The following is a 14,720-nucleotide window of genomic DNA, read 5'->3' on the forward strand; positions in this document are numbered from 1 at the left end:
GCGATAGCAGCTTTACTGGGTGCCGAAGAATGGGGTGTGGCTACCGCCGCATTAGTGGTGGAAGGTTGCATCATGATGCGCAAGTGTCATTTGAATACCTGTCCGGTTGGTGTGGCAACGCAAGACCAGGATCTGCGGAGACAATTTACCGGCAACCCGGATCATGTAGTAAACTTTTTCCGTTTCATGGTAGAAGAACTCAGGGAGATCATGGCTCACCTGGGTTACAGGACGGTGAATGAAATGGTGGGCCAGGTGAATGATCTGGAAATGAGAGAAAATATCAATCACTGGAAATTCAGCAAACTCGATCTTTCGCCTATCCTTTACCGTGAGCCTGCAGCAGATGTTACCGGTTTGTACAACCAGGAAATGCAGGATCATGGTTTGCATGAAGTGCTGGACTGGAAGTTATTGCAGGCAGCGCAGGCATCATTGGATCATGGTACGAAAACAAGCGCTTCATTTGAAGTGATCAATACGGATCGTACAATAGGAACAATATTGTCGAATGAAATAACGAAACGTTACAAAGCAGCCGGTCTGCCGGAAGATACCATTCATTTCAAATTCACCGGTACTGCGGGGCAAAGTTTTGCAGCCTTCAATACCCAAGGGATCACCCATGAACTGGAAGGTGATGCGAATGATTATTTCGGGAAAGGGTTGAGCGGTGCAAAGCTGATCATTTATCCACCAGGATCTTCGTCATTCGTTCCCGAAGAAAACAGTATCATCGGTAACGTGGCATTTTATGGTGCTACCAGCGGCAATGCGTATATCCGTGGAAAAGCGGGCGAACGGTTTGCCGTGCGTAATTCAGGCGCTAATGTAGTGGTGGAAGGTATTGGCGACCACGGCTGCGAATATATGACCGGCGGGCGTGTAGTGATACTCGGTGGAACCGGAAGAAATTTTGCCGCAGGCATGAGTGGCGGCATCGCTTATGTATATGATGTGAAGGGAACGCTTCCGGATAATTGTAATAAGGAAATGGTAGACCTCGATCCGGTAGAGGAAAATGATCTGCAGGAATTGAAGGAAATGCTGACGCAGCATTTTTTAAATACGAAAAGTACGGTAGCAAAATTTGTACTGGATGATCTTGACAACCAGTTGCAGCATTTTGTAAAAGTATTTCCGAAGGATTATAAAAAAGTATTGCAAAAGAAAGTGGCAACAGGGGTGACGAAGCAGTAGTTCTTTGCCGTAAAGACGGGAAGAAAAACAAGGTATTATAACAATGATAATAGAATTCATCGATTAAAACTGGCGGAGTTCAGGAAGTAGCAAACAAATATTTTGTTTTTTTCTTCCCGTCTTCCCGGCAAAAAAGATTACCATGGGCAAACCAACAGGCTTTACAGAATTCAACAGGCATCTGCCGGCCAGGGTTCCGGTTGCGGAGCGCCTGAAGAATTATGATGAATATGTGCTTCGTTACTCTGATAACGAATTGAACGAGCAAAGTGCCCGTTGCATGGATTGCGGCGTTCCGTTTTGCCACAATGGTTGCCCTCTTGGCAATGTGATCCCCGAATTCAACGACGCGGTATATAATAAAGATTGGAAAGAAGCCTACGACATACTTTCTTCTACCAATAATTTCCCTGAATTCACCGGGAGGATCTGTCCGGCGCCTTGCGAGTCAGCCTGCGTGCTTGGTATCAATAAACCCGCGGTGGCCATTGAGGAAATAGAAAAACATATCATCGAGATAGCTTTTGAAAAAGGTTTTGTGCAGGCAAAACAACCCAACATACGTACGGGGAAAAAAGTGGCGGTAGTCGGTAGCGGTCCTGCAGGCCTTGCGGCGGCGGCCCAATTGAATTCTGTTGGCCACCAGGTAACTGTATTTGAACGGGACGATGCGCCGGGTGGTTTGTTGCGCTATGGCATTCCCGATTTCAAGCTGGAAAAATGGGTGATCGATCGCCGCATAAATATTATGGCTGAGGAAGGCGTTCAATTTCGCTGCAGTGCAAATGTTGGCGTAAATGTGAGCATCAACGATCTGCTCCGCGAGTATAATGCGATCGTACTGGCCGGAGGTTCTACCATTCCAAGGGATTTGCCGGTTCCGGGCAGGCAATTGAAAGGGGTGCATTTTGCGATGCAGTTCCTCAAACAACAGAACAAAAGAAATGCTCAAAAAGATCCACTGGCCAATGATGGGTTGGAAAGTAATATTTACCCGGATCATCTTTTCGCCGGTAAAAAAAATGTAGTGGTGATCGGCGGTGGCGATACCGGTAGCGATTGTGTAGGAACCTCCAACCGTCATGGTGCAAAAACCGTCACACAATTCGAGCTTTTACCCAAACCGCCGGAAAGCCGTACCGAAACGATGCCCTGGCCGAGTTACCCGATGATCCTCAAAACTACTACATCACATGAGGAAGGGGTGCAACGTCATTGGAGTATCGCTACCAAAGAATTTCTCGGGGACGAGAACGGGAACCTCCGGGCTTTAAAAGTAGTAGACCTTGAGTGGAAAACACCTCCGGAAGGCGGGCCTGCAAAATTTACTGAAGTACCGGGTAGTGAGCGGGAGATCCCCTGCGAACTGGCATTGCTGGCAATGGGGTTTGTGGCTCCGCAAAAAGACGGTTTGCTCACCCAGCTTGACATTGACCTGGATGAACGCGGAAATGTAAAAGCAGCTGAAAAAAGCTACCAGACCAATATTGCAAAAATTTTTACGGCGGGCGATATGCGCCGCGGCCAATCGCTGGTAGTGTGGGCCATCAGCGAAGGGAGGGAATGCGCCCGGAAAGTAGATGAATCCCTGATGGGGTTTTCGCTACTGGAAAGCAAAGATAGCACTATTCAATTTTATTCAAGTATTTAACGATTAATTGAAAATTATCAAATTCGCTTACTAATTAAAGCGAATTTATAAATAATTATTAATTAATACCTTATAAGAGTATTTTTAATATATTATAATTATAAATATGTTAATAATGTTTAACAAAACATCAATTTTATAATGTATTTTACATTTAAGCTTTATATATTTTATTTTCTAATACCAAAATCTACGAATGCATGAAAAAAGTCACGTTTAAGCAGGTTGCCCCCTTCCTTGTTTTGATCGCAGTAGCGGTAATAGCTGCTTTTATAAAACCGGTAGCGGATTACGTGCCCGGCGAAAAAGATCCGCAATATAATACATCCGACATTGCCTGGGTGTTGATATCAACGGCGCTGGTATTTTTGATGACCCCCGGCCTGGCATTTTTTTATGGCGGCATGGTTCACAGGAAAAATGTGCTTTCAACCATGATCAAGAGCGTGGTAGCCGCCGGAGTGGTGGGTGTCCTTTGGGTGGTATGTGGTTTTAGCCTTTGCTTTGGCGAATCCATTGGTGGCTTCATCGGTAACCCGGGAACTTTCGCTTTTTTCAAAGGAGTTAACTCTGGTCCGGCCTGGGGCGCAGCCAATACGATCCCTCTTTCGCTGTTCTCCTTATTTCAACTGATGTTTGCCGTTATCACCCCTGGATTGGTGGTAGGCGCGGTAGCAGAGCGTATTCGTTTTACCTCCTATATATTATTTACCGTGCTTTTTGCACTCCTGGTATATGCACCGGTAGCGCATTGGAGCTGGCATCCAAACGGTTTCCTGGCAAAAATGGGTGCGCTTGATTTCGCCGGCGGAACGGTGGTACATATTACTGCAGGTTGCGCAGCACTTGCAGGGGCGCTGGTGCTTAAACGCAGGAAAAGCCATCTCGAGCACAAAGAAATTCCGCCAGCCAATATCCCATATGTACTCATCGGAACCGGTTTGCTTTGGTTTGGCTGGTTTGGCTTCAATGCCGGTTCGGCTGTAGCAGCCAATTCGCTCGCGGTAAGCGCATTTGGTACTACCAATACGGCTGCTGCTTCTGCAGGTCTTGCATGGATGTTCTTCGATGTATTGAAAGGTAAAAAACCATCAGTACTCGGATTTTGTATAGGGGCGGTAGTTGGCCTCGTGGCTATTACACCGGCTGCAGGTTTTGTGGCAATTCCTCAGAGTATCATCGTTGGCGTAGTGGGGGCATTGGTTTCCAATATCGCTATCACCATCAAGCAAAAATCGTCACTGGATGATACACTGGATGTGTTCCCGTGTCATGGTATCGGCGGTATGGTAGGTATGTTGCTTACAGGTGTGTTTGCTTCAAAAGCTGTGAACAGCCTGGGCAATGATGGTCTCGCTTATGGCAACGCCAGTTTCTTTTTTACTCAATTAAAAGCCCTGCTGATTGTAGTGGCATACAGCTTCACTGTATCATTCCTGATCTTCAAATTCATCAATTTCATTTTACCGATCCGCGTTTCGGAGGAGGAAGAAGAACTGGGCCTCGACTTTACCCAGCATGATGAAAAGTATTCCCAGGGCACTTTGGTAGTTACCCAAAAAGATGGATTGGTAGCCGAAGTGGATGCCGGTTAAGTTCACCGCAGAGAACGAGAGTGGCCAGGGTTTACGCAGAGATAATTATTTAAAACAAACGCCTCTGCGTAAACTCTGCTCTCTCTTGTTCTTCGCGATTAAAAATACCTGTAAATAAAAAAGGTACAGCAATAACGAAAACTCCTCGACAAAGTTTTCTGCCGTACCTCTTTCTTGATAATTAAATCTACTACAATGTTACAAAAAATTTTTGCAACAGGCGCACTCCTGTTCACAAGTGTCATGGCTTTTTCGCAGATAGCCGCCGTTACCCCAACCGTTAAACCTGATGAGGTAACATCAGGAAGTTCCAACACATCAGCAGTTCCACCCCCGGTAGAAAAAAAGCCGCTTTTGGTCATCAGTGGTTCGGCGGATGCGTATTACCGCTACGATTTTGACAAACAACCAGGCAATATCCGCACAAGTTTTACCGGTACTCACAACGAATTCGCATTAGGGATGGCATCGGTAAAATTTGAACACAACAGCGGAAAAGTTGGCGCCGTACTCGACATCGGTTTTGGCCAGCGGGCAAAGGATTTCGCTTACACAGACGATGGCATCACGCAGGCGGTCAAACAATTATATATTACTTATACAGCTAAAGACTGGTTGAAATTTACCGCCGGTACCTGGGCTACACATGTTGGTTACGAACTGCTGGATCCGCAGGCCAACCGCAATTACAGCATGAGCTACCTGTTTACCAACGGGCCATTTTCGCACACCGGGCTAAAAGCAGATCTCACTAAAGGAAAACACGGCGTGATGGTGGGGGTCTCCAATCCAACCGATTACAGGAAACCGCCTTCCGGTTTCATCAATAAGAAATTTTTCATCGCACAATACAGCTATGCTGCAAGCGATAACGTGAAATTATACGTGAATTATGTAGGCGGGAAAAATCCGGATACTTCAAAAGGCAGCCAGTTTGATGCGGTGGTTACAGCTACCATCAACAGCAAATTTGGTTTTGGTGTAAATGGTACATATAGCACCGTTAAACCATGGGATGGTGTGAAAAATATAGATGCCAACGAATGGTATGGCGCGGCTGTATACCTCAATGCGGATCCGTTGCCCTGGCTAGGTCTTACTTTGCGCAGCGAATATTTCAGCGATAAAGATGGCGTGAAGGGAATAGGCTCTTCCTTGTTTGCCAATACGCTTTCAGCGAATTTTAAAGTAGATGGGTTCATCCTCATTCCCGAATTCAGGATTGAAAACGCAAAAGATGAGATTTATCTGAAGAGCAGTGGAGCACCTAAAAAAACAGCCGGAAGTTTTATCCTGGCGGCGGTGTATAAGTTTTAGTGTTTCATACAAAGGTTCGTAAAGGCGCAAATTTGAACCGTAAAGCCTGATAAGTAGTCATTGCGGGGAACGAACAATCTCTTCGAGTTAACGAAAGAAGCGAAGAGATTGCTTCGTTCCCCGCAATGACAATACTATTAAGTTGCTGTGTTAGATTTATAATGCTTCTCTAAAATATTGAGCAACCCACAACCAGCATCGGGATTACACCGAGTTCCTCGCCGCATTGATGATCCCGAAGGAACTCCGTATGATCAGCTTTTTAAATACTTCTTTTTTCTCTGTTTCATCGGTGCCCAGTTGGTTGATCTTGCCGATAGCGTATTGCTGGATGGTGCTCAACGGCAGCACGATCCTTTCCCGCATTTCTACCGACATCCTGTCGACAGTGTAGTTTTCCATCAGTATGTTGCGTTCCGAAAGGCGGAGAATGTACTTTTTAGTAAGCTGAAATTCATCATGCACCATCGTCCAGATAGGGCCATAAATGGGGTGTGCAGACAGGTGTTCGGTTAATGGAAAGAAACATTTTTTCATCGCCATCTCGCAGTTATCAAACAATGTTTTTACAAACAACGAATCGTTGTATAATTTTTTTATTTCGTCAAAACGCCCTTGATGGTCGAGCGATTCCAATGCGGTGCCCACGCCATAAAAGCCGGTTACGTTTTGTTTCAACTGGCTCCAGGCGCCTACGTATGGTATCGCACGTAGGTCTTTGAGCGTGAGGTCGCCGTTGCCCCTTTTGGAAGGCCGGCTGCCGATATTCGTTTCGCTGTAATACTGAAGCGGGCTGATATCGTTCAGGTATTGCATAAAATTCGGATGTTCTTTCAGTGTGATATATTTCTGAAAACTATCTTCTGAAAGCTGTAATAAAAGCGCCTCATCTTCTTCCGGTAGTGTTGTTTGCAAAGTGGAAAAAAGTGCATTGGATACACCGGCATTCAGCAATTGTTCGATGTTGAACTTCGCCGATGCTACTGTACCAAAACTGGAACTGATGGTTTGCCCCTGCACAGTTACCTGAATTTCCTTGCTGGCTATATTTTTTCCCATGCTGGAATAAAAACGATGCGTTTTGCCTCCGCCTCTTGCCGGTGGCCCGCCACGGCCATCAAAGAAAACAACGTCGATATCATATTCTTTCGAAATGGCGCTCAGTTCCTCTTTCGCTTTATAAATGCTCCAGTTGGCCATCAGGTACCCGCCGTCTTTGGTGCCATCCGAAAAGCCCAGCATGATCGTTTGTTTGTTGCCCCTGCGGGAAAGATGTTTTGTGTAGGTCGTATTTTCATACAATGCCTTCATCACATCGGCGGCATTACGAAGGTCTTCTACGGTTTCAAACAGCGGCACAATATCGATCGGCATTTCGCCCACCTTCCAGCCACTCAATAAAAAGAGCCCGTACACTTCCAGCACATTGAGCGCCGTTTTGCATTGACTGATGATATACCGGTTGCAGCCTTGTTCGCCATTATAATTCTGCACCCGCTTTACTGCGGAAATCGTTTGCAATGTATCTTTCACAATGCCTTCGTAAATATAGTTGGCCGTGGAAGAACGTATGCCTGCCAGCACTTTCATTTTTTCGGCATCGGGCAGCGATACATAGTTTTTAGGAAGTATGGTTTCTTTTTCAGCAATGGTGTTCAGCACATCCGAATGCACCCCGCTTTCCTGTCGGATATCCAGCGTAGCAAAATGCAATCCGAATACATGTACTTTATTGATCAGGTCGTTCACCAGGTACACAAACAGGCTGTTGTGTTCGTTCACGATGATCTCTTTCATCTCCTGCAGTTTCTGCATGATGATTTCCTGGCTCAATGCCGTACGGTTTTCGGGAACGAAAATGCTGTCGTATAATTTTTTTTCCAAGGCCACCACAAGCGGTTCAACACCCCTGAAGGTAAGCCTGCGCCGCATGGCCCTTACATCATTGTAATAACATTTTATGATGAGGCTGCGTAATGCATCGGCCACCCGTAAAGTGGTGGCGGCAGTTACAAAAGGATTGCCATCCCTGTCGCCGCCCGGCCAGAAGCCCATCTTGATAACAGGATTTTTTTGTGCCAGTATCTTCGGGTATTTGGCCGTTATCTGCGAAACGATATCTCCTGCCGCATTGTAAAACACATTTTCCAGGAACCACATCAGGCTTACGGCTTCGTCGTATGGTGTGGGTTTTTGTTTTTTCAGGAAAGGGGTTTTGCCCAGCTGTTGTAAATAAGTATTGATATTAAAAACATTATTTTCTTCCACGGCTTTTGTAGTGTCGTGTATGATGCCGAGCACCGACCCCGTGTAAAATTGTGTGGGATGTGCTGTGAGTACAAGCTGCACGCAAAAATCTTCCAGCTTGCGCTGAAACTCTTCATCGCGGCCGGATGTAGCCACTTCCGCCATCAGGTGTTTTAGTGTACCCGCTCCCGTTACATCATTCACTGAAGTAAAAGCCGCATCTTCCAATGCATCAAAAAGCACTACCTGCCGCTCGGCATATTGCGTGAAACGGAAGAGCATGTCGATCTTTTCCTGGTCGCTTTTGGCAGATATCTGCTTCGCAAAAAAACTGTCGATGATGTTTTCGGGACTGGATTTTTTCTGGAAACCTTCTTCACATTCGGATAAAAGCAGGGAAAGCAGAATGCCCGTATTTTCAATACGATGAAACGGCAATGCCGTAAATAAGCCATTGAATAGCTGAAACTTGATGGCAACCTGGTTATTGAATTGCTGCAAAGCCTTTGGGTCTTGTTGATACATATCCTAACAAATTAATAAATAATTACGGCGCAGCAGTCTATCCATAAAAATAACCCGAAATTTGCACAATTACAATGGCAATAGCACAATCATATAAAAACATTTCAGCGGAAGCGGAGAAGGTGTGGAAACTGCTTGAAACTGTAGCAGATCCCGAAGTGCCCGTTCTTTCGATACTCGACCTGGGTATTGTGAGAGAAGTGAGTGTTGACAGGGAATTGGTGGAAGTGACCATCACGCCTACTTATACAGGCTGTCCGGCGATGGATGCCATCAGTATGGACATAAAATTCCTGCTTTTTGCCAACGGCTATAAAAATGTAAAAGTGATTTCTGTCCTTTCTCCTGCCTGGACAACCGACTGGATGACGGAAAGTGGCAGACAAAAGCTGAAAGCCTACGGTATAGCTCCCCCTAATGTACAGCAGCAGGTTTGCAGCAGCGAATCGTTTGGCGCCGATGAAACGATCCAGTGCCCGCAATGCAATTCCTACCATACCCATCTTGTCAGCCGCTTTGGAAGTACCGCCTGTAAAGCATTGTATCAATGTGATGATTGCAAAGAACCATTCGATTATTTTAAATGCCACTAAGGGTTTAGGGTTTAGAGAGTAGTGTTTAGGGAAAGAAGGTTAGGGATTTTGCGACAGATAGTTTAGGTTTGACGTATCAAAGATTATAAAGCTTGCAAATTTAGTGAAGCCGCGAAGGTTTCACTATTGACCATTCACTATGGATTTTACTATTTATTTTGAGGAAGCAGCCCAGGTGTTATTCGCTTTTATCATTGGCTCCATCATCGGTCTTGAAAGGGAGTTTCGCAGTAAACCCGCCGGTTTTCGTACGATGATATTGATCTGTGTAGGATCATGCCTGTACACTATCATTTCAAGGGAGGCCGGCACCGATAGCTCTGACCGTATAGCCAGTAATATTGTGACAGGTATCGGGTTCATTGGCGCCGGGGTGATCTTTAAGGAAGGGATCACGGTAAACGGGCTCACTACAGCTGCGCTGATCTGGATCACCGCAGCGCTTGGTATGGCGATCGGCTATCACAATTATCCCATTGCTATAGTGGTATCCGGCATTGTGGTAATTGTTCTCTTCGTGCTGGAACCGGTGCAGCGTTTCATCAACCGTTTTCATAAAGTAAAGGATTACAAGATACGTACGGTCGGTCTGGGGAATAATTTCAAAACGGAGGTGGAAAGTTTTTTTGAAAAACACGACCTTGCCTTTAACCTCATGAAAGCTCTGAAAGACAATAATGACGTAGTATACCTCTATCGGATCGGATCGCCTGACAGGAGCTATGATCTGGTGAACGATTTCCTCATCAAGCATAAAGAAGTGAAAAGTTTTGAAGTATAAAATTTAACAAAATATGTCTTCAGTTTTATTTGAAGTAAAAAACAATGTCGCGGTCATCACACTCAACCGGCCGGAAAAATTCAATTCCTTCAATCGTGAAATGGCGTTGCTGCTGCAACAGAAACTGGACGAGTGCGCCTCGGATGAAAATATCCGTGCGGTATACCTGACAGGAAATGGTAAAGCATTTTGTGCCGGGCAAGACCTGGCGGAACTTACGGGAGAAAATGCCATCGGCATCGATAAGATACTTTCGGAACACTATAACCCGATTGTGAGCAGGATACGTTTGCTGGAAAAACCGGTGATCGCGGCGATAAATGGCGTGGCAGCGGGAGCCGGCGCAAATATTGCCTTGTGTTGTGATGTAGTGGTATCAACGGCTTCAGCGTCTTTTATACAGGCTTTCAGTAAGATCGGGTTAATACCGGATAGCGGCGGTACTTATTTTTTACCACGCCTGATCGGCTTTCAGAAAGCAAGTGCGCTTATGATGCTGGGGGATAAAGTAAATGCGGATGAAGCGGAAAAGATCGGCATGCTTTACAAAGTTTTTGCTGATGAAGAATTTACCACTGCGTCTTTCGCGATAGCAGCCACACTTGCAGCTATGCCAACCCAGGGGCTGGCATTTACCAAGCAGGCATTGAATAACTCCATGAATGTTTCTTTCGAAACGCAATTGCTGAAGGAAGATGAATTGCAGCGTAAAGCTGCGGCTACAGAAGATTACAACGAAGGGGTGAATTCCTTCCTGGAAAAAAGAAAACCGATTTTTAAAGGACGATAACAAAGTTCAAGAAGTTCAAGAGGTTCAAAAGTTTAAAATGTTGCTAACCTCTTAAGCCTTTTGAACGTTTTAAACCTTTTGAACCTATTAATTATGGCCAATCAGCACGAACCCGCTTCCGTAGTATACCATATGATGGAAAATGACCTTTTCTCCCAATGGTTGGGCATTTCTGTCGTGGAAGTAAAAGAAGGCTACAGTAGAATAAAAATGGCGGTACGCCCTGAAATGATCAATGGCTTTGGCATCGTGCACGGCGGCATTGCGTTTTCGATGGCCGACAGTTGTTTTGCATTTGCCTGCAACAACAGGAATAACCTGTCTGTAGCGCTGGATACGTCCATCAATTTTTTAAAGCCGGTGCATGTCGGCGACGAACTGATCGCTGAATCGAAAGAGTTGCACAACGGCAAGACCACGGGATTGTACCACATTACAATCACCAACCAGAAAGGCCATGTGGTCGCGGTTTTCAAAGGAACCTGTTTTCGTACTTCGAAGCCGATGATAAAAGAAGAATAAACGCAGATTTTATAATGATGAAGAAATTGCGCTGATTTTTTCGCCTCGCGAAAGTTTGCGCAGCAAAAACCTGCGAAATCGATCAATCCTTTTTAATCAGCGTTTATTTATGATCTATAAATTCAACAACTTCATCCCTGTTATTCACGAGTCCGCATTTATTCATCCACAGGCGGCGGTTACAGGGAGTGTTATCATCGGCAGAGATGTTTATATCGGCCCTGGTGCTGCTATCCGTGGAGACTGGGGCCGGATAATCATCGAAGATGGCTGCAATGTGCAGGAGAATTGCACGGTGCATATGTTTCCCGGGGTAACGGTTACGCTTAAACGAAATGCGCATATCGGGCATGGCGCTATCATTCACGGAGCCACTATTGGCAGTAATTGCCTGGTGGGTATGAATGCGGTGATCATGGACAATGTGGTATTGGGAGATGAATGTGTGGTGGGAGCGCTTACATTTATCAAGGCAGATACTATTATTCCGGCAAGAAGTGTGGTGGTGGGCAATCCGGCAAAGATCGTGAAGGAAGTGAGTGATGAAATGATCGGTTGGAAAACGGAAGGCACCCGGATTTACCAGCAACTTCCGGACGACATGCGGCAAGGATGGGAAGTGTGTGAGCCGCTACGGGAATTGCCGGAAAATTACAAAATGGAAAATAAAAAATACAAGACCTGGAACGAAACAAAAGATGATGCGACAGACGTTTAGATTTTATAAAACGGAAATCAAAGAGTGGTACATCGACCTGCCGGAATGGAAAGGAGATGTGGGCGAGCTTCAGATGGTAGAAGGCGCCGATACCATGCTGGATATAATAGCCGGAGATGCCTCCGAATGCAGGATTGACATGTCTGACGACCAGATCGTCGATGCAGACGTACTAACGCTCATTCATAGACGCGACCCACAACTGAGCAACGGCGGCGATTATTTCCTGGAACATTACAACGGCAAAAAGATCGGTCATAAACTCTGGCTTTGCGGAGTAACGGAATTTGTATTCGGCTATTTGCCGCAGAAGATATGGTTTAAAAAGGTCGATGCTGCCCGCCCGGCTGAACGCCGTTCGGGCGGGATGCTAGATACTAGATACTTGAAAGCTGTTATATTTCATGTTCGCAAACTTCTTCGCTATGATAACCAGCAACGAGCACCGCTTTTCATATTATCTTTGACACACTCAATCAATACCTGCATCATGAAAAAATTTTTCACCGCATTGATGGCACTATCGTCCATACCAACAGTTATGACAGCACAAAAGATCAGTTATCCCACCACGGCTAAGGTGGATCAGACGGACGATTACTTCGGAACAAAAATAGCAGACCCGTATCGCTGGCTGGAAAACGATACGGCAAAAAATACCGAAGCCTGGGTAAAGGAGCAGAACAAGGTAACCGGCGATTATTTCAGCAAGATCCCGTTCAGGGCCAAGATCCATCAGCGCATGACGGAACTCTGGAATTATCCGAAGTACGGCGCACCCCAAAAAGAAGGCGAATGGTTCACTTTTTACAAAAATGATGGCTTGCAGAACCAGGCTGTATTGTACGTACAGAAAGGCCTCAACGGAACCCCTGAAGTATTGATCGATCCTAATAAATTATCTGCCGATGGTACAGTAGCCTTGCAGGCGACTGCCTTTTCGAAAAAGCAAAAATATTTCGCTTATGCGGTTTCAGCTTCCGGTAGCGATTGGCAGGAAATTAATATCATGGATTTTGCCAGCAAAAAATTATTGAGTGAAAAACTCGAATATGTAAAATTCACCGGTATGAGTTGGGCAGGTGAAGATGGTTTTTACTACAGCGGTTATGATAAACCGAAAGATGAAAAAACGAAATTCAGTGCAAAAACAGAATACCAAAAAATATTTTATCACAAGATCGGTACGCAGCAATCGGCCGATCAACTGATCTATGAAGATAAAGAACACCCGTTGCGGTATGTTGGTGGCGGCCTTACCGAAGATGAGCGTTTCCTGGTATTGGGCATAGCGGAAGGAACCGACGGCAGCGAAATAAAAGTAAAAGATCTGCGGGACAAAAATGCGAAAGGATTTACTACTATCGTTCCCGGCTTCAGCACCAATGCTAATGTGGTGGATAATATTGGTGATAAACTCTTGTTGCAAACCAATAGTGGCGCGCCTAATTTCAAGATCGTATTGCTCGATCCGAAAAATCCGGCTGAATCGAACTGGAAAACAATCGTGCCTGAACAGCCACAACCCTTGGAAGGAGTTGGTACCGGTGGCGGCAGGATATTTACCAGCTACCTCAAAGATGCTACTACTTTGGTGAGCCAATATACCATGGACGGAAAGCTGGAGCATAACATCATCTTGCCGGGAGTAGGCACTGCCAGTGGGTTTGGCTGCAAAAAAGAAGATACGTTTTTCTTCTACAGCTTTACTTCATTTACTTATCCTACAACCATTTTTAAATATGATATAAAAACGGGGAAGTCGGAATTATTCAAAAAATCTGAAGTGAAATTCGATCCGGCTGCGTACGAAACCAAACAGGTTTTTTATACCAGCAAAGACGGAACAAAAGTGCCTATGTTCATCACACATAAAAAAGGATTGAAACTGGATGGCAATAATCCGACCCTGTTGTATGCATATGGCGGTTTCAATGTGAATATCACGCCATCGTTTTCGGTTGCCGCCATGCCGTTTCTTGAAGCTGGTGGTGTGTATTGTGTGGCCAATCTGCGTGGTGGTGGCGAGTATGGCGAGAGTTGGCACAAGGCAGGTATGTTGGATAAGAAACAAAATGTATTTGACGATTTTATCGCGGGTGCGGACTGGTTGATCAAAGAAAAATATACCAGTTCGGAAAAACTTGCTATCCGTGGAGGCAGCAACGGAGGATTGCTGATCGGTGCTTGTATGGCGCAACGTCCGGAACTTTTCAAAGTGGCATTGCCGCAGGTAGGTGTGCTCGATATGTTGCGTTACCATAAATTCACTGTAGGCTGGGGCTGGGCGGTAGAGTATGGCAGCAGCGACAAGAAAGATCAGTTTGATTACCTGCTGAAATATTCGCCATTGCATAATCTGAAAAAAGGCACTTGTTACCCCGCAACCCTTATCACTACAGCAGATCACGACGACAGGGTGGTGCCGGCGCATTCCTTCAAATTCGCCGCTGCATTACAGGAAGCGCAAGGTTGCGATAACCCGGCGTTGATCCGGATCGAAAGCAAAGCCGGCCATGGTGCCGGTAAGCCAACATCAAAGACGATTGATGAAGCTACCGATATCTGGAGCTTTGTGTTGTATAATATGGGTGTAAGCTATTAAGTGAATGGTGAATAGCGAATAGTCAAATCTTTGAACGTTAATTGTTATTTCAAAGTTTTTAATATCAGAAAAACAGAGCGCAGTTCATTTGAACTGCGCTCTGTTTTTCTCTATTCCCGGAGAAGAAATTTAAAAAAATATTAAAGACTTGGACGATTTGACTATTCACTATTGAC

Annotated in this window: 11 protein-coding genes; 10 read left to right on the top strand and 1 reads right to left on the bottom strand. The window is 45.4% G+C overall.

The annotated features are described in order from the left end of the window. From EGI32_RS13695 to EGI32_RS13710, 4 genes are all read left to right on the top strand, one after another. The coding region (locus EGI32_RS13695) for a glutamate synthase-related protein (RefSeq protein ID WP_255155928.1) at window positions 1-1,200 on the top strand (1,200 nt) is incomplete at its 5' end. Between the two features lie 142 nt (window positions 1,201-1,342). Continuing rightward, complete coding sequence (locus tag EGI32_RS13700; RefSeq protein ID WP_255155929.1) at window positions 1,343-2,851, top strand: glutamate synthase subunit beta; 1,509 nt, start codon at window positions 1,343-1,345, stop codon at window positions 2,849-2,851. A gap of 200 nt (window positions 2,852-3,051) precedes the next feature. Continuing rightward, on the top strand, window positions 3,052-4,446 hold the full coding sequence (locus EGI32_RS13705; protein ID WP_255155930.1) for an ammonium transporter: 1,395 nt from the start codon (window positions 3,052-3,054) through the stop codon (window positions 4,444-4,446). 195 nt (window positions 4,447-4,641) lie between these two features. Continuing rightward, on the top strand, window positions 4,642-5,763 hold the full coding sequence (locus EGI32_RS13710; protein ID WP_255155931.1) for an outer membrane beta-barrel protein: 1,122 nt from the start codon (window positions 4,642-4,644) through the stop codon (window positions 5,761-5,763). Window positions 5,764-5,967: 204 nt separating this feature from the next. Here the strand turns inward: EGI32_RS13710 and EGI32_RS13715 are convergent, their stop codons facing one another. Beyond that, window positions 5,968-8,535 carry a phosphoenolpyruvate carboxylase gene (locus EGI32_RS13715; protein ID WP_255155932.1) on the bottom strand — a complete coding sequence of 856 codons (2,568 nt, stop codon included), beginning with the start codon at window positions 8,533-8,535 and terminating at the stop codon, window positions 5,968-5,970. A 74-nt stretch (window positions 8,536-8,609) separates the two neighbouring features. On the opposite strand from EGI32_RS13715, the gene paaD reads away from it, so the two are divergent. The 6 genes from paaD to EGI32_RS13745 all read left to right on the top strand — a co-directional run bounded on the left by paaD (window position 8,610) and on the right by EGI32_RS13745 (window position 14,544). After that, window positions 8,610-9,128, top strand: a complete 519-nt coding sequence (gene paaD, locus EGI32_RS13720; RefSeq protein WP_255155933.1) for a 1,2-phenylacetyl-CoA epoxidase subunit PaaD — start codon at window positions 8,610-8,612, stop codon at window positions 9,126-9,128. Window positions 9,129-9,267: 139 nt separating this feature from the next. After that, the gene (locus EGI32_RS13725) at window positions 9,268-9,909 is read left to right on the top strand and encodes an MgtC/SapB family protein (RefSeq protein ID WP_255155934.1); all 642 of its coding nucleotides are present in this window, start codon (window positions 9,268-9,270) and stop codon (window positions 9,907-9,909) included. A 13-nt stretch (window positions 9,910-9,922) separates the two neighbouring features. After that, window positions 9,923-10,699 (top strand): enoyl-CoA hydratase-related protein, encoded by a 777-nt coding sequence (locus EGI32_RS13730; protein WP_255155935.1) that lies wholly within the window; start codon window positions 9,923-9,925, stop codon window positions 10,697-10,699. A gap of 93 nt (window positions 10,700-10,792) precedes the next feature. Then, window positions 10,793-11,221: a hydroxyphenylacetyl-CoA thioesterase PaaI gene (gene paaI / locus EGI32_RS13735; RefSeq protein WP_255155936.1), complete on the top strand. Its 429-nt coding sequence runs from the start codon at window positions 10,793-10,795 to the stop codon at window positions 11,219-11,221. 109 nt (window positions 11,222-11,330) lie between these two features. Further along, window positions 11,331-11,939 carry a transferase hexapeptide repeat family protein gene (locus EGI32_RS13740; RefSeq protein WP_255155937.1) on the top strand — a complete coding sequence of 203 codons (609 nt, stop codon included), beginning with the start codon at window positions 11,331-11,333 and terminating at the stop codon, window positions 11,937-11,939. Then, window positions 11,923-14,544: a DUF6717 family protein gene (locus EGI32_RS13745; protein WP_255155938.1), complete on the top strand. Its 2,622-nt coding sequence runs from the start codon at window positions 11,923-11,925 to the stop codon at window positions 14,542-14,544. Before EGI32_RS13740 ends, EGI32_RS13745 begins: the two co-directional genes overlap by 17 nt. Window positions 14,545-14,720 lie beyond the last annotated feature (176 nt).

Source organism: Ferruginibacter sp. HRS2-29 (assembly GCF_024343615.1).
GTDB lineage: Bacteria > Bacteroidota > Bacteroidia > Chitinophagales > Chitinophagaceae > Ferruginibacter.

What these genes read in the sequence shown, in the direction of transcription:
- paaI (WP_255155936.1), top strand. Translation starts at nt 10,793, where the DNA reads ATGGCCAATCAGCACGAACCCGCTTCCGTAGTATACCATATGATGGAA.
- EGI32_RS13740 (WP_255155937.1), top strand. Translation starts at nt 11,331, where the DNA reads ATGATCTATAAATTCAACAACTTCATCCCTGTTATTCACGAGTCCGCA.
- EGI32_RS13725 (WP_255155934.1), top strand. Translation starts at nt 9,268, where the DNA reads ATGGATTTTACTATTTATTTTGAGGAAGCAGCCCAGGTGTTATTCGCT.
- paaD (WP_255155933.1), top strand. Translation starts at nt 8,610, where the DNA reads ATGGCAATAGCACAATCATATAAAAACATTTCAGCGGAAGCGGAGAAG.
- EGI32_RS13705 (WP_255155930.1), top strand. Translation starts at nt 3,052, where the DNA reads ATGAAAAAAGTCACGTTTAAGCAGGTTGCCCCCTTCCTTGTTTTGATC.
- EGI32_RS13730 (WP_255155935.1), top strand. Translation starts at nt 9,923, where the DNA reads ATGTCTTCAGTTTTATTTGAAGTAAAAAACAATGTCGCGGTCATCACA.
- EGI32_RS13710 (WP_255155931.1), top strand. Translation starts at nt 4,642, where the DNA reads ATGTTACAAAAAATTTTTGCAACAGGCGCACTCCTGTTCACAAGTGTC.
- EGI32_RS13700 (WP_255155929.1), top strand. Translation starts at nt 1,343, where the DNA reads ATGGGCAAACCAACAGGCTTTACAGAATTCAACAGGCATCTGCCGGCC.
- EGI32_RS13745 (WP_255155938.1), top strand. Translation starts at nt 11,923, where the DNA reads ATGCGACAGACGTTTAGATTTTATAAAACGGAAATCAAAGAGTGGTAC.
- EGI32_RS13715 (WP_255155932.1), bottom strand. Translation starts at nt 8,535, where the DNA reads ATGTATCAACAAGACCCAAAGGCTTTGCAGCAATTCAATAACCAGGTT.